The following is a 20,038-nucleotide window of genomic DNA, read 5'->3' on the forward strand; positions in this document are numbered from 1 at the left end:
GGACGGTGTGTGATGGAAACGAACCATGGCAGCACGGGCGGGCTCCCGCCCCTGAGCCGACGAGGCTTCCTGGCAGGGCTGGCAGCGACCTCACTGGCCTTCGCGGCCCACGCCGCGAGCGGTGCGCCCACCGCGGCGGCCGTCTCCGCGGGGACGGTCCTCCCTCTGGTCGCGGAGCTCCCGGCGGGTGCTCCTGACCGCGGGTCGTTCGCGCCGAACGAGCAGATCTACGCGAGCTACCTGCTCATCCTCGCGCCGCTGGCCAACAGCGTCGTCGACGACGACCCGGACACCTACGGGTGGCTGGCCGACGGCTGGCAGCGCACCCCGAACGAGCCGTTCAACGCCCGGGTCATGGAACACGTCGCGACGTTGAGCTTCTTCCTGGCCACGGAGCGGCCGTGGAACCCGTACTTCGGGGACACTGCCCTGGCGGGTCGGCTCGACGCGGCGCTCGGGCACTACCTGGGGCTGCAGCACAGCGACGGCGCGTGGCCCGAGCGCAACCTCGACGAGCACGGGCTCGCTCCGACCGGATTCGGGACGGTCGCGCTCTCGGCCGTCCTGAGCGACCTCCAGCGGATCGACGCCCTGCCTGCGCGACGGACTCAGATCGAGCAGGCCCTGCGCCTCGGGGCACAGTGGCTGACCGACATGAGCAAGCCCCACTGGGCCGCGCCGATCAACGTCACCAACCAGGTCGTGGCCGGTCTCGCGGGCGTCGCCCAGACGTCCCACGTGCTCGGCGACCCGGCGATCGGTGCTGCGCTCGACGACGGCTGCGCCTACCTCCTCGAGCACGGGCAGCCGCAGGCCGGGTTCTTCAACGACCCGCTCACCTACGACGCCGGGTACAACTTCGAGGTCATGCTCCCGGACCTGGGGGACATCTACGCGGCGACGGGGAACCTCTCCGTGGTGGAGATGGTGCGGCGCTGGGCCGAGTGGTTCGGCTACGCCGTCGTCATGGAGCCGGGAAAGCCGTGGGGCTTCCACTACGGCGCCATCAGCGGGCGCAACGCCCAGGCGGCGTTCGTCCCGGCCGTCGACGACGCGGGCGACAGGGTCGCGCTCGGGCGGGCGTTCCTCGCCGAGGTGCCGGCGCTGGGGGCGTTCTACGCCCCGGCCGAGGACAAGCAGGCTGCTCGTGCGGCGTGGGCGACGTCCTCCGCGCCGGTCCCGCCCCGGAAGAAGATGGACAGCTCGCCGCGCCTCTACATGCACGTCCCTCGAGCGCCGGACGGGGTCTCGCGCGCCGAGCGGGACGCCCAGCTCGCGCAGCTGCCCTACGTCCGCGCGGACACGTTCACCGAGATGCGGCTGGGGACCGTCGACCAGCAGTTCCTGTTCGTGCGGCGCCCCTACTACTACCTCGGCGCGCTGTACGGCGTGCGCCCCTCCAACCTCCAGCGCTTCGGGCCCGGCATGTTCTGGCACCCTGTCGAAGGGATGGTCGTTCTTGCGGTGAACGGGCCGGCGGACCCGGCCTGGAGCACGGTCACCGCCTCGGGGGTGGACTCCGCCTGGACGGCCGTGGTCGCCACGCACCATGCCGGCGCGGACACCTCCGGACAGCAGATCGCCCCGGCGGACGTCACCGGCCAGACTGGCGTGTTCACCACCCGCTACACCGCGGGTCTTGGCGCGATCGTCAGCGACGTCACCTACTGGCACGACGGCGTCGTCCGTGCTGTGGCGACGAGCGGTGCGGCCCGCGAGCAGCTCCCGCTCGTGCTCCAGGCACAGGACTCGCTGACCTTCTCCGATGGCACGACCGCGGCGCCAGGCAGCACGACGCAGACGACCGCGTCGAGCCTCGCCCTCGTGCGTGGCGGGCACCGGTTCCAGATCAGCTGGGACGGTGAGCGGACCGTCGTCCTCAAGCCCACCGGACGCACGACGTTCTCGGACAAGAGTCGCACGCACCACGTGCTCGAGGTCCACCACGACGGCGCCCTCCAGCTCGGCGTGACCGCGATCGACCTGGCGACCCTCACCGGGGACGGCGTGCAGGTGGCGCGCACGGCGGTCCGCACGGGCTCGCAGGTTGCGTTCCACGCCGTCAACCTCGAACCCGTCGCTGTCGACGTGTCGGTGATGGGCCTGGGCGGTCGACGAGACTACGGCCGGGTCGAGCCGGGTCAGGGTGTCTACGACCTCATCCCGCTCCAGAGCGGCACCAGACGCCAGGTGGTCGTGCAGGTGCGCGCTCCGGGCACCGGCGGCCCCCGCGTGACGACCACTCGCATCACCGTATGAGCCCCGGACGAGGACCCTGGAGCGGTGCCGCGGCGCCGCAGGCTCCACCGGCCACCACACCCAGCCGCGCACAGACCGCGGCCACACAGCACGGAAGGAACGATCCGATGAGCACGATCGACGTGACGACTGTTCAGTCGTCGCCGCGCCCCTCGTGGGCCGGGCACCTGGCACCAACACCCCCGATGGGCTGGAACAGCTGGAACGTCTTCAAGCGTGAGGTGAACGACGCCCTCATCCGTGAGACCGCTGACGCCCTCGTCAGGTCGGGGATGCGCGACGCCGGGTACACCTACGTCGTCATCGACGACTGCTGGATGGCGCGCGAACGCGACGCCGACGGTGACCTCGTCCCCGACCCCGAGCGCTTCCCGCGGGGCATCGCCGATCTCGCCGACTACGTGCACGAGCGCGGCCTGCTCCTGGGCATCTACTCGAGCCCGGGAGAGAAGACGTGCGCGGGCTATCCCGGGAGCGGTGGCCACGAGGACCAGGACGCGCGGCTGTTCGCCTCCTGGGAGGTCGACTTCCTCAAGTACGACTGGTGCTACACCAAGGGCAACGCGCAGGAGGTCCTCATGCGGATGGGGGACGCGCTCGCGCGGACCGGGCGGCCCATCGTCTACTCCGTCAACGGCGGTGCCGCGAGCCGTGACGACCCGTGGTCCTGGGGTGCGGACTACCCGTGGGCGCTCGACGTGGTGGACTGCTGGCGCACGTCCAACGACATCTGGCCCAGCTGGGACGAGGACGGGACCATCGCGGAGAACTCGGTGATGACGATCCTCGACGAGCAGGGCGGCCTGGAGAGGTTCGCCCGCCCCGGCAGATGGAACGACCCCGACATGCTCGAGGTGGGGGTGGCGGGAATGTCCGACGTCGAGTCCCGCTCGCACTTCAGTCTCTGGGCGATGCTGGCCGCGCCGCTCATCGCCGGCAACGACCTGCGCGACATGACGCCGGCGACCCTCGAGATCCTCACCAACCGTGAGGTCATCGCCGTCGACCAGGACCGTCTGGGGCGACAGGGCCGGCGGATCCAGCGGCGCGGAGGCACCGAGGCCTGGGCGCGCGAGCTCGACGGCGGCGACCTCGCCGTGCTGCTGCTCAACCGGGGGGCCACCCCGACCCGGGCCGCCGTGGCGACGTCCGTCTTCGGGATCCCGGGGACGGTCGAGACCCGGGACCTGTGGACCGGCGCGGTCGCCCGCGCCGTCACCTCGATCGAAGCCACGCTCGCACCGCGGGAGAGTGCCCTGTTCCGCGTCACGTCACCTGGCCGCTTCCGGCTGCCTCGGGCGGTGGTCTGACGTGGATGTCCGGACGACACGACGAGTGGAAGGAGCAGACCGTGCGCTCTGAGGAGGTGCAGTCAGACGTCACGATCGTGGGAGGCGGGCTGGCCGGGTGCTGCGCTGCGATCGCCGCGGCACGACAAGGTGCCCGGGTGGCTCTCGTCCAGAACCGCCCGGTGCTCGGAGGCAACTCCTCGAGCGAGATCCGGGTGTGGGTGTGCGGCGCCACCTCCCACGGCACGCAGCACTACGCCCGCGAGACCGGGATCATGGGTGAGCTGTTCGTCGAGAACCAGTTCACCAACCCGGACGGCAACCCCTACTACTGGGACCTGGTGGTGCTCGAGGCGGTCCGCGCCGAGCCGAACATCGCGCTCTTCCTCAACACCGACGTCCGCGAGGTCGAGGCCTCGGGTCCGGAGTCCGACCGGCGCATCGACGCGGTCACGGGCTGGATGATGGGGTCGGAGCGCCTCATCCGGTTCACCAGCCCGGCGTTCATCGACTGCAGCGGCGACGGCCTCGTCGGGCACCTGGCGGGCGCACGCGCCCGGACGGGTCGGGAGTCGTTCGCCGAGCACGGGGAGGACTGGGCGCCGGCGGAGGCCGACGACGTGCTGCTGGGGAGCACGATCCTCTTCTACTCCAAGGACACCGGTCACCCGGTGCCGTTCGTGGCGCCGTCCTTCGCCAAGGACATCGCCGCGACCGGGATCCCGCAGCGACGCCGGATCCGGGCCGACCACAACGGGTGCGACTTCTGGTGGATCGAGTGGGGCGGGGAGCGCGACGTCGTCCACGACAACGAGGAGATCCGCGACGAGCTGCAGGCAGCGGTCTACGGGATCTGGGACCACATCAAGAACTCGGGCGAGCACGACGCGGCGAACCTGACCCTGGAGTGGATCGGCGCCATCCCCGGCAAGCGCGAGTACCGCCGCTTCGTGGGCGACCACGTGCTCACCCAGCACGACGTCCTCGACCAGCCGGAGTTCGCCGACCGGGTCGCGTTCGGGGGATGGTCGATCGACCTCCACCCGCGGGGCGGCATGTACGCCGACGAGCCCGGATCACGCCACCGTTACCCCGACGGCACCTATCACATCCCGTTGCGCAGCCTGTACTCGCAGAACGTCTCGAACATGTGGATGGCCGGCCGGACGATCTCGGCGAGCCACGTGGCCTTCGGCTCCACCCGGGTGATGGCGACCTGCGCCGTCGGCGGGGAGGCGGCCGGGACGGCAGCGGCCCTGGCCGTCCAGCGAGGACTCGCCCCCCGAGAGCTCGCGACGACGAGCCTCGACGCGGTGCACCACGCGATGGTCCGCTCGGACGGACCGCTCCTCGGGGTGCGTGCCACCGACCCGGCCGACCTCGCTCTCCGCGCGAGCGTCACGTCCTCCTCCATCCTGGCGGACCTGCGCACGGAGCCCGGTCGAGGAGTCGAGCACCTGGACAGCGACCTCGGGATGGTCGTCCCCGTCGACCCGTCCCTCGGTGCGGTCGAGTTCCTCGTCGACGCGGCCCAGGACACCGAGCTCGTCGTCGACGTCTACGGGACCCGCAAGCCGCAGAACTACCTTCCCGCCGACCTCGTCCACACAGCGGGTGTCCCCGTCGCCGCAGGCCTGCGACAGTGGGTCACCGTCCCCACCACCTGGTCGCCCGGTCAGGCGCAGAACGCGTTCCTCGTCCTGCGCCGGCAACCTCTGCTCGACGTGCACGGATCGGTGCGCAACGCGCCAGGGGTCCTGGCCTTCCGGCACCGGGAACCACCCGCTGACGAGCCGCACGTCGAGCAGTGGCGGGCGTGGAAGCACCTCGACGACCGTCAGGGCTTGTGCTTCCGCCTGCAGGACCCGACCGAGGCCTATGCAGCCCAGCAGGTGAGCGGGGGGTACGCCCGGCCCTGGGGCGGCCCGCAGATGTGGGTGTCGGGCCCGCTCGTGGACGACCCGCAGCCGTGGGTCGAGCTGCGATGGCCGGAGCCCGTGACGATCGCCGAGGTGGCCCTCGTGCTGGACGACGACGTCGAGGAGGACCTCATCAACCTCCATCACCACCGGACGCCGGAGGCCGTCGTACCGACGCTGCTGCGCGACTACGAGATCCAGGTCCATGACGACACCGGGTGGCGGACCGTCGTCAGCGTCGAGGCGAACCGGCGCCGGCACCGCGTGCATCCGCTCGAGGCACCAGTCACGACCCAGCGGCTGCGGGTGGTGGCCCAGGCCACCCACGGCGCGCCGCGTGCGCACCTGGTGTCGCTGCGGACCTATGCCGACACGCGGTCCGGTGCCTGAACGGCGGCGCCGCCCGGCGGTCACCTACGCGACGCACTCCCAGGACCTCATGGACCGGGTGGTGGCCCCCGAGGCACGAGAACGGTTGGCGCGGTCCGCGGACGTACTCTCCGAGGAGGTGATCACGGAGTTCTCCAGTGAGCGCGCGCTGCGGCTGCTGGGGCGGACCGAGGTGCTCCTGACCACGTGGGGGTGCCCGCCGATCGACCAGGCGGCCCTCGACGCGGCACCCCACCTGCGGTTGATAGCCCACGCAGCCGGCACCGTCCGGGGGCACGTCCTGCCCGAGGTGTGGCGACGCGGCGTCACCGTGACGAGCGCCGCCCAGGCGAATGCGCGTCCGGTAGCCGAGTACACGCTGGCCTTCATCCTGCTGGCCGCCAAGCGGGTGCTGCCCTGTGCAGAGCTGTACTCCCGCCGCCAGGTCCTGAGCGCGAAGGAGATCCTGACCGCCGGTGCGGGCAACCGCGGGAGCACCGTGGGGATCGTCGGTGCGTCACGCATCGGACGCCTCGTGCTCGAGCTGCTCCGCCCCTTCGAGCACACGGTCCTCCTGGTCGACCCGTTCATCTCGCGTGTGGAGGCGAGCAGCCTCGGGGCAGAGCTGGTCACGCTGGACGAGCTGCTGCGGCGCAGCGACGTGGTCACCCTGCACGCTCCGCTCCTGCCAGCGACCCGGGCGATGATCGGGCGGGCGCAGATCGAGGCCCTGCGGGACGGGACGACCCTCATCAACACCGCCCGAGGTGGGCTGGTGGACCACGCCGCCCTCCGCGATCACCTGACCAGCGGGCGGCTGTCCGCGGTGCTCGACGTCACCGACCCCGAACCGCTCCCTCTCGGGGACCCGCTCTACGAACTGACGAACGTCGTGCTCACGCCGCACCTCGCGGGGTCCCAGGGGAACGAGATCTCGCGCCTCGGCGACCTGGCCGTGCACGAGATCGAGAGGTTCGCGGCCGGTGAGGGGCCGGGGAACCCGGTCCTCCTCGCCGATCTCGACCACACGGCGTGATGCGCGGGCACGCGGTCTGAAACCCAGAAAACCGGGAGCGCTACCAGTCTCCGATCAAGGCGACCAGGGCGGCAGATCGGCTAGTTTCCAGTGATCGATCTGATCGTGTCAACAACCCTCTCCACGGCCACGACAGTCTGGGCGCTGGATCTGGAAGCGCTCCCGGCTTGTCAGGGCCTGCTCGTGATGCTACTTTCAGTCAAAATCGTCGAGGTGGTAAGCGAGACCCGCACAGCGTGGGAGCGCTCCCTCTCAGTTTGGAGACATTGTGGTTTCCCCCTCTCGGGCCCTACGTTCGCACGCCGCCCGGATGGCTGGCCTGACGTCCGCAGCCCTCCTGCTCGCCACGGCGGTGGTGCCTGGCGCGTTCGCATCGCCCCAGGCGGAGCTGCACGACTTTGCCGGGGGTGAAACCCAGGGCTGGCAGGCCTACGCCAACGACGGGACCGTCTCCTCGTCCACCGCCGGCGAAGAGTTCTGCGCCGTCGTGACCGGGGGGCAGAACCCCTGGGACATCGCCGCCCAGCATGACGACATCACCTACGACAGGGACCAGACGTACACGGTCTCGTTCGACGCCCATGCGAGTGCTGCCGTGACGATTCCGATGCAGGGCGGGCCGGCGTATCCGGCGGCCTTCGGCCACTCGGTCGTCCTGGACGGCACGGCGACGCCGCAGCACGTGGAGTTCACGTTCGAGCCGGCGACCTGGCCCGTGGGCACAGGCTCACCCCTCGCCGACAACTGGACGACGACCACCGGCAACATCTCCTTCCAGCTGGGCAAGCAGGCAGCGGAGTACACGCTCTGCTTCGACAACTTCTCCCTCACGAGTGAGCCGACCGAGTCGACCCCGCCCCCGACCCCGACCCCGACAGCAGAGCAGATCGTCGGCGGTGACTTCGAGGACGGCACGCTCGACCCGTTCTACGCGGCCGGGACCGGTGGGACCAGTGCCGTCGACGGCGGCGTCCTCTGCGTGAACCTCGACGGTGGCACCTCGGCCAGGTGGGACCAGAGCGTCGGCATCAACGGCATCGTGATCGTGCCGGGCACCACCTACACCCTCTCCTTCGACGCCAGCTCCTCCAACGGCCGACCCGTCCGGGCGATCATCGGCGACGACGACCCCCCCTACGGCGTCCTCGTCGAGCAGAACCCGACACTGACGACGTCCATGGAGCACTACACCTATACGTTCACCGCATCGGCAACCTTCCCGCCGGCGCCCGGTGGAGAGCCGACCACCGGTCAGGTGGCTTTCCAGGTGGGTGGCTCACCCGAGGCGTGGACGTTCTGCCTCGACAACGTCTCCCTGATGAGCGGGACCGAGGCGGCGCCGTTCGTGCCCGAGACGGGCCCCCGAGTCCGCGTGAACCAGGTCGGCTACCTCCCTGAAGGCCCGAAGCAGGCGACCCTCGTCACCGACAAGACCGAGCCGGTCACGTGGCAGCTCCAGGACGGCGCCGGCGCAGTCGTGGCCTCCGGGCAGACGGTGCCCGCCGGGGTTGACGTGACGGCCGGCTTGAACGTGCACGAGCTGGACTTCAGCGCCTACACCACCAGTGGTCGCTACACGCTGGTCGCCGACGGCGAGGCGAGCTACGCGTTCGCCATCGACGCCGACATCTACCAGCAGCTCCGGTACGACGCGATGAACTACTTCTACCCGGTGCGCAGCGGCATCGCGATCGACGGGTCGGTCATGGACGGCCAGCCGGACGCCGACGAGTACACCCGACCGGCAGGTCACGTGGAGAACCCAGACAGCTCCCTGCTGGCGGGAAGCGCCAACCTCGGCGACCACGACGTCGCGTGCCTGACGCCAGCCACCGAGGGTGAGTTCTGGATGTACGGGGACTGGACCTGCAACTACACCTCCGACGTCGTCGGCGGCTGGTACGACGCAGGCGACCACGGCAAGTACGTCGTCAACGGCGGCATCGCCGTCGCGCAGCTGCTCTCCACCTACGAGCGCACGCTCACCAGCCCGACCGGCGCCACCGCGGACCTGGGTGACGGGAGCCTCAACATCCCGTTGGACGAGAGCAGCAACGGCGTGCCGGATCCGCTGGACGAGGCCCGCTGGGAGCTCGAGTGGATGATGAAGATGCAGGTTCCCGCGGATGCCTCCATGTACGCAGGCATGGTGCACCACAAGGTCACCGACTCCAACTGGACCGGTCTCCCGCTTCTGCCCTCCGACGACCCGCAGGAGCGCTACGTGCACCGCCCGTCGACGGCCGCGACCCTGAACTTCGCAGCCGTCGCCGCGCATGGCGCACGTCTGTGGGACGCCTACGACCCGGCGTTCGCGCAGGAGCTGCTGACCGCCGGCCAGGTTGCCTGGGACGCTGCCCTCGCGACCCCGGAGCTGTATGCGCCGGCACCGAACGCCGACCCCAGCCCCGGCGGCGGTCCGTACAACGACGACAACGTCCTGGACGAGTTCTACTGGGCAGCCGCAGAGCTGTTCCTCACCACCGGCGCCCAGGAGTTCGAGGACTACGTGCTCGCCAGCGAGTACAACACCGCAGACATCTGGACCGCCGGCGGCTTCAACTGGTTCGAGACGGCCGCACTCGCGCGCCTCGACCTCGCGACGGTCGAGTCGGACCTCCCCGGGCGGGCTGAGAACCGCCAGTCGGTCATCGCGGCTGCCGAGAAGTACCTGGCCTGGCAGCAGAGCCAGCCGTTCGGCACGGCGTACCCCGGTGTGGACGGGCAGTACGACTGGGGTTCCAACAGCGCGATCCTCAACAACCAGGTCGTCCTGGGCACCGCCTTCGACCTGACGAGCGACCAGCGGTTCGCCGACGGCGTGCTGGAGGCGATGGACTACCTGCTCGGCCGCAACGCTCTCAACCTCTCCTACGTCACCGGCTATGGCACCGTGTACTCCCAGAACCAGCACAGCCGTTGGTTCTCGCACTCCCTCGAGCCCTCGCTGCCGAACCCGCCTCGCGGGTCGGTGTCCGGTGGTCCGAACTCGATGTCCGCGACCTGGGACCCCGTCATCCAGACGATGTACGACGAGACCCACATGTGCGCACCGCAGCTCTGCTACGTCGACGACATCCAGTCGTGGTCGACGAACGAGATCACGGTCAACTGGAATTCCGCGATGTCCTGGGTGGCGTCCTTCGCCGCTGACCAGGCGGACGGGGACGCGTCGGCGGCGGGCGACATCGTCGAGGTTGTCACCCACCCCGAGGACGCTGCTGTGGTGGACGGGTCGGTGGCCACCTTCACGGCCGCGGCGACGGCGAACCCGGCTCCTGCGGTGCAGTGGCAGCGACTGGTCGGGGGCGTGTGGACCGACATCTCCGGAGCCACGGCCTCGACGCTGACGTTCACCGCGCGGATGTCCGACGACGGTGGGCAGTTCCGGGCCTACTTCGCCAACGCGTTCGGCGGCTGGTTCACCGATCCGGCGACCCTGACGGCGACGGCTGCTGCGGAGGCCGTGGTCACCAACCCGGCCATCGCGCTGCCGACCACCCCGTCGCAGGCCACACCGGCCCCGCCGGCTTCGGTGGAGGGTGGTCGTGGGCTGGCCGTCACGGGCGTCGAGGTGACCTGGATGCTGATGGCCGCGGCCTTGCTCGTGCTGGGCGGAGGCGCCGTAGTAGTGGCTCGCCGCAGATCATAGGAGCGGCCCTCCGTGCCTCCTCGCCCCGGTGACCCCCGTCACCGGGGCGAGGTGCGTCTGGCGACGACGTCCGGCGGTCGAACCGTGACAGTAGGCTTCCAGACATGCCAGATCCCACGACCGGTGGTCCAGACCAACCGCAGCGCGCCCTTCGCCTGACCAAGAGCACTCCGCTCAGGCAGCCGACGCTCGATGAGGTCGCGCACCGCGCCGGCGTGTCCCGGTCGGCAGCCTCGCGCGCCATGAACAACGCCCGCCATGTCAGCCCGACCAAGCGCGAGGCCGTCGAGCGGGCCGCCCGGGAGCTGGGCTACGTCCCCAACGCGACGGCCCGAGCGCTCGCCACGAGCAAAGCCGGGTCCGTGGTCCTGGCCGTCTCGGAGGAGGACCCGGCCTTCTTCGGTGATCCGTTCTTCTCCCAGGTCATCGTCGGTGTCGCCACCGCGCTGGAGAAGGCGGAGATCGACCTGACCCTCATGCTCGCCTCGTCGGCCAACGGCCGGGCGCGGTTGGAGCGCCTGCTGAGGTCTCGGCGCTCGGACGGGGTGATGCTCATGGCGTTGCGCGGCGACGACCCGCTCAACCGGGTCGCGGAGACGACGGACCTCCCGCTGGTGATCTGCGGACGCCCGCTGACCGAGGACGCGCGCTGGTACGTCGACGCGGACAACCGAGGAGGGGCACGCCGTGCGACCGAGCACCTGCTGAGCAGTGGACGCAGACGGGTCGCGACGATCACCGGACCGATGGACCTGGAAGCGTCGGTCGCAAGGTATCAGGGGTTCGCTGACGCCATGGCGATGGCCGGGCTGAGCGCGGACCGGGTCGAGCAGGCGGACTTCACCCCCGACGGTGGCGCTCAGGCGATGTCCAGGCTCCTGGCGGCCCACCCCGATCTCGACGCCGTCTTCGTCGGCTCGGACAACATGGCGGCAGGTGCACTGCGTGCACTGAAGGCCCACGGACGCAGCATCCCCGGCGACGTGGCGGTCGTCGGTTTCGACGACCTCGCGATCGCTCAGCAGACGGAGCCACCGCTGACGACGATGAGCCAGCCGATCCGGGCTCTCGGTCAGGAGATGGCGACGATGCTGATCCGGCTGATGGACGGTGAGGATCCGAGCCCGATCATCCTGCCCACGCGTCTGGTGGTGCGCGGGTCCGCGCCTGAGTGAGCCAGGGCGGGCATGAGAAAGCCCGTGGGCTGGTGGGGTTCCCCACCTGCCGCGGCGGACGAGATCGCGGCTCCCACGGGCTCCGGCAGCGTCCCTCGCCGGACGGCGACTAGCGGGACGCCACCTCATGTGTCCTAGGAGAAATCATGTTGTGGACCACCTCCTTTCGTCTGTGTCAGCGACGCTACGCCTGACGCGCGGGAGGCTCAAGTGTTTTTCTCCCGGCGCGGCGTCTCGGGCATCATGGGTGCATGACGCTGCGCATCATGACGGTCTGCACGGGCAACATCTGCCGCTCGCCCATCGCCGAGGTCGTCCTGCGGGATCGGCTCGGGGCCGCGGGCCTGGGCAGCCGGGTCGTCGTCGACTCGACCGGGATCAGCTCTGAGGAACGGGGCAACCCGATCGACCCCCGGGCCCGGGAGGTGCTCCTGGCCGCCGGGTACACCGACGCTGCCCTCGAGGAGCACGGTGCCCGCCGCGTGCGCCCCGAGGATCTCGGCCGACGGGACCTCGTGCTCCCGATGACCGCCGCCCACGCGGTCGAGCTGCGTCGCCTCGCTCTCGACCACGGCCTGCCCGACGCCGCGGCGGACATCATCATGTTCCGCACCTTCGACCCCGGTGCGCCCCGCACGCGCGACGCATCCCAGGAGCGACTCCTCGACGTCGAGGACCCCTGGTACGGGGACCTCGCCGACTTCCAGGAGTGCCTGAGGCAGATCGAGGCCGCGGCGGACGGGATCGTGGGGTGGGCGCGGGTCCGTCTGGGTGACCCCGCTCCCGAGCCTGCCTAGTCCCGAGCCTGCCGAGACTCAGTCGAAGGTGTACCCGGTGACCAGATCGGCAAAGGTCGTCACGAGGGACTCACCGGCGATCGAGTGCGCGGCGGCGTAGGTGTATGACTCCTCGGTCACCAGGTCGGTGTAGTCCAGGTGCCACACCCGCTCGCCGGTGGCCAGCTGCAGGGCCTCGATCCCGTAGGACGTGTCGGAGAGCAGGGCGTCGCCCGCACGGTCCTGGTGCCAGGAGCTGCGCGTCGAACTCTGCCAGCGTTGTTCGCCGGTCTGCAGGTCGTAGGCCGTCAGCGTGACCGACTCCTCCCACCAGGTGCCGTGCAGCACCAGGTCGTCCACGGCCGTGTAGTTGGTCCACAGGGCGCCCGGGTCGGCCGTGGCCGACCACAGCGCGTCACCCGTCCGTGGGTCGTAGGCGATGTCCCCGACCCCCACGACGGACGCCATCGCGTCGCTGCTCCCCATGCGCACCCAGACGCGTCCGTCGACCGTGAAGGGGACACCTCCGCGGGCGGTCACGGTGACGCGCGGGGTGTCGGTCCCCAGGTCGCTTGCCTCCCACAGGGTCCCACCCGGCCACGGGCCGCTCTCGGTGCCGCTCGTGGACGACGTGCTCTCCGCCTCCCCGGTGCCCAGGTCGACGGCCATGGTGGCACCCGAGACGTAGGACCACGCCCTGCCCTCGCTCACGACGAAACCGCCGTAGTACTCGGTCGCCGGGACGTATCCCTCGGGGGAGGTCGCGTGCCACCGGGCGTCGAGGTCGGTCGGGGTCCCGCGGGTCGCGTGCAGCGCACCGCTGCTGATCGTGCTCCCCGCCAGGACGAGGTCGCCTTCGACCTCGGTGACCGTGAACGGGAGGAAGCCGGCCGTGTCCTCACCGAGGACACCTCCGCTGCTGGTGTCGAGCGTGAGCACACGGTACGTGTCGTCGGCCGAGGCGCCGCCGGTGACCACGCACACGGTCGAGGTGCCGGTCCCGAGGGTGTGGCAGGTGGCCGTCGTCGTCGGCTCGAGGTCGATCCGCCACGCCTGCGCCCCGGTCGTACGGTCCAGGCCGATGATCGAGGACCCGGCGGCTGTCCCTGCGGTGACGACGACCCTCTCCTGGCGGGCGGGACGGTCCAAGGGGTCGGAGGTGGCGAGCGACACGAAGGCTGTCGGGTCCCCGGACATGAGGTCGACGGCGGAGACCCGCCAGAGCTGGGTCGGTGTGACGGTGTAGTCCACACCAGGGTCGACCGGGTCCGTCGGGTCCGGGGTGGCGCTGGGGGACGGCGTCTCGGTGGGATCTGCCGACCCGGTGGGATCCGGCGACGGGGTGGCGACGGGCGACAGGACGGTGGCGGTCTTGGCCCCCGAGGAGTCCCCCCCGCCCCAGACGGCGAACGCGCCCAGAGCGATCGCGACCGCCGCGACCACGCCTCCGATCGCGATCGCGACCGCCACCGCGGGTCCGCGCCGAGCGGATACCTCCCCCGCCGGACCCGGCGGGGGAGGGGGTGGTGGAACAGGGTCGGGCGTCGGGGTAGACATACACCCATTGTCCTGCGGTCGACGGGCGGACGCCCGTCGACGCGCGGCCCGCCGGCGGCCGCCTTGGGGCCGCGGCGCGCCCGGTGGCGCCTAGGGCGCCGTCGGGAGGGCGGGGAGCGGGGCGACGCCGTGCAGGGTCGGTGCGACGGGCCGGAGCACCCCGTCGGTGACGACGATACGGTCGAGCGCCACCTCACGGTGCGTGCCGTCTCCGCCCGGGATCGCGTGGCGGTGGTAGGCGATGTACCAGTCGCCGGTGTGCGCCCGGAGGATCGAGTGGTGCCCGGTGCCGAGGATGCCCTGGTCCGGATCCTTCTCGAGCAGCAGGCCGTGGTCCTCCCAGGGTCCGTGGGGACCGGGACCACTCGCGTACCCGACCCGGTAGTCGGCGCTGCGGGTGTCGTCGATGGACCAGGTCAGGTGGTAGACGTCCCCGTCTCGGACCACCCAGGGCGCCTCGCGGAAGTCCGTCAGGCCCTCGAGGACCCGGACCTGCGCGGGGTCGAAGCTCACCATGTCCTCGGCGAGGGGGACGACCCGGGGGACCATGTTGCCCCAGTACAGGTAGGACGTGCTGTCGACGTCCACAAAGATCGCGGGGTCGATCTGCTGCTCGCCGCCGTAGTCGGCCTTGTCGACCAGCGGGTGACCGAGCGCGTCGGTGAACGGCCCGGTCGGGGAGTCCGAGACGGCCACCCCGATGGACTGGTCCGCGGTGAAGTAGAAGTAGAACTGCCCGTCCCGCTCCCCGGCGCTGGGCGCCCAGGCGTGTCCCTGCGCCCAGGCCACGTCGGCCAGGTCGAGGATGACGCCGTGATCGGTCCAGGAGACGAGGTCCGGTGAGGACCACACCGTGAACGACGTGGCGCTCCAGCCGGGGTGGCCGTCGGAGGTGGCATAGAGGTAGTAGGTGTCACCGAACCGGACGATGTTGGGATCGGCGTGGAAGCCGGGCAGGGCGGGGTTGGCCATGGTGGACCAGCCTTTCTCAGAGGTCGGGATCGAGCAGGACGTGAGCAGTGGGCCTGCTCATTCCTCCGTGTGACCGAGGTCGAGGTCGCCGACGAACCGCACCTGCGGCTCCGCGGCGTCGAGGACGAGGACGAGCACCTCGTTGCCCTCGGCGCGCAGCACGGGTGCCGGGACGTACAGCGTGCGCTGGGGTCCGCGGGACCAGAACCGGCCCAGGCAGAAGCCGTTGACCCACGCGACACCCTTGCCCCAGCCGCTCGTGTCGAGGAAGTGGTCGGCGTCGGGCCGTGGGGTGTCGAAGTCCGCGACGGCGAACGCAGGACCGCCCACCGGGTGGTCACCGACCGGCGCGCCGGCGCGCACCCGCGCGGTGAGCGCCGCGACGTCGTCGAGCAGGAGCGGGCGCACGGCCCAGCGGGTGAGCCCGGAGCCGTTGAGCCGCGCCGGCCCGATGAGGCCCTTCGGCTCGCCGATCCGCGGACCGTAGTTGACTCGGCCGAGGTCTTCGACGAGCACCTCGAGCCTGCCGGCCCGGGGCAGCGCCGCGCGCCGCTCGCCGTGGTCGCGGCTCAGGACGCCGACGGCCTCCCGGTCGAGGAAGAGCTGCGCCCGGTCACGGACCTCGTCCAGCTCGAGCACCCCGGCCTCGACCGGGTCCAGCGCCCGGTACACCGTGAAGCCCTCGTAGTGGGCGAGCTCGTCGACGGTGGGCAGGTGGTCGTGGACCCGCTCCTCGCCGAGCGCGTCGAGCACGTCCCAGAGCGGGACCGACGTCGTGAACGGTGCGGTGAGCACGGGCGCCGGCACCCGCCCGGTGACCCCGGCGCTTGGTCCTGCAGTGCCCGGAGCGAGCTCCGGGACCTCGGTGTAGCGGGCGAAGACCTCGCGGAACGCCCAGTACTTCTCGGTGGGCCGACCGGCCTCGTCGAGCGGGGCGTCGTAGTCGTAGCTCGTGGCGATGGGGACGTACGTGCCCTTGTCGTTCGCGCCGTTGGTCAGGCCGAAGTTCGTGCCGCCGCACAGCATGTAGAGGTTGACCGAGGCGCCGGCGGCAAGGATGGCGTCGAGCTCGCGTGCGGAGTCCTCGGCGCGGGTGGTGTGGTGGTGGCGCCCCCAGGAGTCGAACCAGCCGTCCCAGAACTCGGCGCACATGAGCGGGCCGGTCGGCTGGTGCTCGCGCAGGGTGGCCAGCCGGTCGAGGGAGCGAGAGCCGAAGGAGCCCGTCTTGTGGAGCTCGGGCAGCCCGCCGTTCTCGAGCATCCACGGCTCGGGCTGGTCGATCGTGGTCAAGGGGGTGGTGATGCCCGTCTCGCGCAGCAGCGCCACGAGGGTGCGCAGGTACCCGTGGTCGTCGCCGTACGCGCCGTACTCGTTCTCCACCTGGACCAGGGCGACGGGGCCGCCGCGGTCGACCTGACGCGGGACGACGATCTGCGCGACGTCGGCGTAGTACTCCTTGATGGCTGCCAGGTAGGTGGGCTCCGCACGCCGCACGCCGGCGCCCTCGCTGAACAGCCAGCCGGGCAGGCCCCCGCCGGCCCACTCCGCGCAGATGTAGGGCCCTGGTCGGACGATGGCCCACATGCCCTGGGCTGCCACCTCGTCGAGGAACCGGCCCAGGTCGAGGATGCCCTCGGTCCTGAACTCACCGCGTCGTGGGGAGTGGGCGTTCCACGGGACGTAGGTCTCGATCGTGTTCAGCCCCAGCTCCCGGGCGCTGCGGATCCGGTCGGCCCACTGGTCGGGATGGATCCGGAAGTAGTGCAGGGCCCCTGACAGGATCTGGATGGGCTTCCCGTCGACGAGGAAGTCCTCGTCCCCGATGCTGAACGTGGTCATGGCGCTACCGCCACCTTTCGTCGTTGAAGTAGGCAGGACAGCAGGGTGCAACGCTTCCCTTTACCGATGCTATCCCTTATTCTGAGGGTCAGTAGAACGCCGGTCAACCCCCGCTGCGCGGATGTGCTGCGCCAGGGTTGACCTGGGCGTCTGCTCGTCCCCGATCCTTTGAGCTTCTGGAGTGCACATGGCCGTGCGTCCGACCCACGAGTCCGTCGTCCCACCGCAGGGCGTGCGCGCCCCGCGCTTCCGCCCCCCCATCACCGGCTCCGACGCCGCCACGACGAGCCTCGACGGCCCGTGGCGTTTCCGCCTGTTCCCCCAGGCCCAGACCGGAGCCGACCCGGCTGACCCGGGTGAGGACTGGGACACGCTCACCGTGCCCGGGCACTGGCAGCTGGCCGAGGCGCCCGACGCGTGGCCCTACGGCACCCCCGCGTACACGAACGTGCTGTTCCCGATCCCGGTCGACCCGCCGCGCGTCCCGCGGGACAACCCCACCGGGGAGTACCGACGGACCGTCCAGGTCCCCGCGACCTGGCGCGCCGGCGGGCGCGTCGTCCTGCGGTTCGAGGGGGTCGACTCCTGGTTCGAGGTCGCCGTGAACGGCGTGGTGCTCGCGCAGTCCCACGGCTCCCGGCTGCCCACCGAGGTCGACGTCACCGACGCCCTCACCGACGGGGAGAACCTGCTCGCGGTGCGGGTCACCCAGTGGTCGGCGCAGACCTTCGTCGAGGACCAGGACCAGTGGTGGTTGTCCGGCATCTACCGCGGCGTGAGCCTGGAGCACCGGCCCGCCGGCGGCGTCGAGCACGTGGACGTGAGCGCCGGCTACGACCACACCACGGGTGAGGGTGAGCTGCGTGTCGAGGTCGACGTCGCCCCCGGCGCGCCGCACGCGGGCGAGGTGCGCGTGCGCGTGCCCGAGCTCGGCCTCGACCTCCGCGCCGGCGAGAGCGTCCGGGTGCCGGTCGAGCCGTGGAGCGCCGAGAGTCCGCGGTTGTACGACGTCAGCGTGTCCACCCCGGCAGAGACCGTGACGCTCCGGGTGGGCTTCCGCACCGTCTCCACCGACGGCGGAGTGTTCGCGGTCAACGGCCGCCCGGTGAAGCTCTACGGCGTCAACCGTCACGAGTTCTCACCGACCCGAGGCCGCGCCGTCACCCCCGAGACGATGCTGGCCGACGTGCTGCTCATGAAGACGCACCACATCAATGCGGTACGGACCAGCCACTACCCCCCGCACCCGCACTTCCTCGACCTGTGCGACGAGCACGGGCTCTACGTCATGGACGAGAACGACCTGGAGACCCACGGCTTCGAGCCGCTGGGATGGCGCCAGAACCCCACCGACGACCCGGCGTGGGAGCTCCCGCTCGTCGACCGGGTGACCCGCATGGTCCGCCGCGACGCCCACCACGCCAGCGTCGTCATCTGGTCCCTCGGCAACGAGGCGGGAACCGGTCGCAACGTCGAGGCGATGGCCCGTGCCATCCGCGCGCTCGACCCCTCGCGCCCCCTGCACTACGAGGGCGACTGGTCCAGCGAGCACGTCGACATGTACTCACGGATGTACCCCACGAGCCAGGAGGTCGCGCTCATCGGGCGGGCCGAGGAGGACGCGCTCCCCGACGGCGCCGTGGACAGCCGCCGTCGCGGCCTGCCGTTCGTGCTGTGCGAGTACGCGCACGCCATGGGGAACGGACCGGGCGGCCTCACCGACTACCTCGACCTCGTCGACGAGCACCCGCGCCTCATGGGCGGGTTCATCTGGGAGTGGATCGACCACGGCATCGAGACCCGCGACGCCGACGGGACGCTCTACCACGGCTACGGCGGCGACTTCGGCGAGGAGCTGCACGACGGCCGGTTCATCGCCGACGGGCTGCTGCTGCCCGACCGCACCCCCTCGCCGGGACTCGTCGAGCTCGCCGCGGCCTACGCCCCGGTGCAGATCACGGCCGCTGCGCAGCGCCCGGGCGAGATCCGGGTCCGCAACCGGTACGCCTTCACCTCGACCGCGCACGTCGGGATCCGGTGGGACCTGGTCGCAGGCGGCGACGTCGTCGCGACCGGCGCCGTGGCGGACGTCGTGCTCGCACCGGGGGAGTCCCGGGTGCTCGCCGTCGCCGACCTGGTGGGGGACGCGCTCGACCGGCTGACCACGACCGACGCCGTCTGGTGCGTGCTCCGCGCGACCGGTCGGGAGAACCCGGCCTGGGCGCCCGAGACCTTCACCCTGGGAGCCGGGCAGGTGCTCGTGCGCCCGGCCGCTGCGCTGCCGGCGCCGACCGGGTCGCCCACGCGCACCCCCGAGGGACACCACGTGATCGGTGCGGTGGTCCTGGACGACGCCGGCCGCCTGCTCAGCGTCGGCGGCGCTCCCGTGCGCCTCGCCCGGGTGGACGCCTGGCGCGCACCGACCGACAACGACGCGCTGCGCTCCTGGTACGACCCGATCGGCGACGGTGAGGCCTGGGCCAAGGCCGGCCTGGGCCGGCTGCACGAGCGGGTCGACACGGTCGCCTGGGTCGACGACGCCCTCGTGGTCACCGCCCGCGCCGCCGGGGCAGCCTCCGACTGCGGCTTCGCGGTGCGCTACGAGTGGCGGGCCGTCGACGCCTCGACGACCGACCTGGTCATCCGGATGGAGCCGGAGGGCCGGTGGCCGGGGAGCGTCGCGCGCCTGGGCTGGCTGCTGGCTCTCGAGCAGCCGGACGCCGGCGCGGTGGGCGTGGACTGGTCGGGTCTGGGCCCGCTGGAGTCCTACGCCGACTCGACCCTCGCCGCCCTCGCCGGCCGGTGGCAGCACACGGTCGACGAGCTGGGGACGCGGTACACGCACCCGCAGGAGAACGGCGCGCGCCGTGGTGTCACGCGGGCGACCCTCGGGCTCGCCTCCGGGCCTCTCACGCTGACGGCAGGTGAGGTCGCGGTCGGCGGCCGGGCGGTGCACGGGTTCGAGCTGACCGCACGGCCCTGGTCTGATGCCGTCCTGGACGCAGCCGCCCACCCTCACGAGCTCACGCCCGACGGCGCGCTCTGGCTGCACCTCGACGCCAAGGGGCACGGGCTCGGCTCGGCCGCCTGCGGTCCGGGTGTGCTCGCCAACGCCGCGCTGCACCCCGCGCCGGTGACCCTGCAGATCCGCTTCAGCGCCTGAGCGCCTGAGTGGGAGGGTCGGCGCCGAGCGGC

Annotated in this window: 11 protein-coding genes; 8 read left to right on the forward strand and 3 right to left on the reverse strand. The window is 71.3% G+C overall.

Annotation, left to right across the window (positions count from 1 at the left end; all coding sequences use genetic code 11):
* The first annotated feature begins 12 nt into the window (after window positions 1–12).
* The 7 genes from ACWA15_RS00295 (at window position 13) to ACWA15_RS00325 (ending at window position 12,496) form a co-directional block, all read left to right on the forward strand.
* Window positions 13–2,259, forward strand: a complete 2,247-nt coding sequence (locus tag ACWA15_RS00295; protein WP_464057204.1) for a hypothetical protein — start codon at window positions 13–15, stop codon at window positions 2,257–2,259.
* Between the two features lie 107 nt (window positions 2,260–2,366).
* On the forward strand, window positions 2,367–3,569 hold the full coding sequence (locus ACWA15_RS00300; protein WP_464057205.1) for a glycoside hydrolase family 27 protein: 1,203 nt from the start codon (window positions 2,367–2,369) through the stop codon (window positions 3,567–3,569).
* Window positions 3,570–3,610: 41 nt separating this feature from the next.
* Complete coding sequence (locus ACWA15_RS00305) at window positions 3,611–5,857, forward strand: FAD-dependent oxidoreductase (RefSeq protein WP_464057208.1); 2,247 nt, start codon at window positions 3,611–3,613, stop codon at window positions 5,855–5,857.
* On the forward strand, window positions 5,850–6,872 hold the full coding sequence (locus tag ACWA15_RS00310) for a hydroxyacid dehydrogenase (protein WP_464057209.1): 1,023 nt from the start codon (window positions 5,850–5,852) through the stop codon (window positions 6,870–6,872). The genes ACWA15_RS00305 and ACWA15_RS00310 overlap by 8 nt, the downstream gene beginning before the upstream one ends.
* A gap of 310 nt (window positions 6,873–7,182) precedes the next feature.
* Window positions 7,183–10,524: a glycoside hydrolase family 9 protein gene (locus ACWA15_RS00315; protein WP_464057211.1), complete on the forward strand. Its 3,342-nt coding sequence runs from the start codon at window positions 7,183–7,185 to the stop codon at window positions 10,522–10,524.
* A 104-nt stretch (window positions 10,525–10,628) separates the two neighbouring features.
* Window positions 10,629–11,699 carry a LacI family DNA-binding transcriptional regulator gene (locus tag ACWA15_RS00320; protein WP_464057213.1) on the forward strand — a complete coding sequence of 357 codons (1,071 nt, stop codon included), beginning with the start codon at window positions 10,629–10,631 and terminating at the stop codon, window positions 11,697–11,699.
* A gap of 251 nt (window positions 11,700–11,950) precedes the next feature.
* Window positions 11,951–12,496 (forward strand): low molecular weight protein-tyrosine-phosphatase, encoded by a 546-nt coding sequence (locus ACWA15_RS00325; RefSeq protein ID WP_464057215.1) that lies wholly within the window; start codon window positions 11,951–11,953, stop codon window positions 12,494–12,496.
* A gap of 18 nt (window positions 12,497–12,514) precedes the next feature.
* Here ACWA15_RS00325 and ACWA15_RS00330 read toward each other — a convergent pair whose 3' ends face one another.
* The 3 genes from ACWA15_RS00330 to ACWA15_RS00340 all read right to left on the reverse strand — a co-directional run bounded on the left by ACWA15_RS00330 (window position 12,515) and on the right by ACWA15_RS00340 (window position 16,843).
* On the reverse strand, window positions 12,515–13,945 hold the full coding sequence (locus ACWA15_RS00330; RefSeq protein WP_464057216.1) for an outer membrane protein assembly factor BamB family protein: 1,431 nt from the start codon (window positions 13,943–13,945) through the stop codon (window positions 12,515–12,517).
* 177 nt (window positions 13,946–14,122) lie between these two features.
* A complete protein-coding gene (locus ACWA15_RS00335; RefSeq protein WP_464057218.1) occupies window positions 14,123–15,004 on the reverse strand; it encodes a family 43 glycosylhydrolase in 882 nt (293 codons plus the stop codon).
* Between the two features lie 57 nt (window positions 15,005–15,061).
* Window positions 15,062–16,843 (reverse strand): beta-galactosidase, encoded by a 1,782-nt coding sequence (locus ACWA15_RS00340; RefSeq protein ID WP_464057220.1) that lies wholly within the window; start codon window positions 16,841–16,843, stop codon window positions 15,062–15,064.
* 187 nt (window positions 16,844–17,030) lie between these two features.
* On the opposite strand from ACWA15_RS00340, the gene ACWA15_RS00345 reads away from it, so the two are divergent.
* A complete protein-coding gene (locus tag ACWA15_RS00345; protein ID WP_464057221.1) occupies window positions 17,031–20,006 on the forward strand; it encodes a glycoside hydrolase family 2 TIM barrel-domain containing protein in 2,976 nt (991 codons plus the stop codon).
* The last annotated feature ends 32 nt before the right edge of the window (window positions 20,007–20,038 follow it).

The organism is Sanguibacter sp. TS_SC_8, from assembly GCF_055361235.1.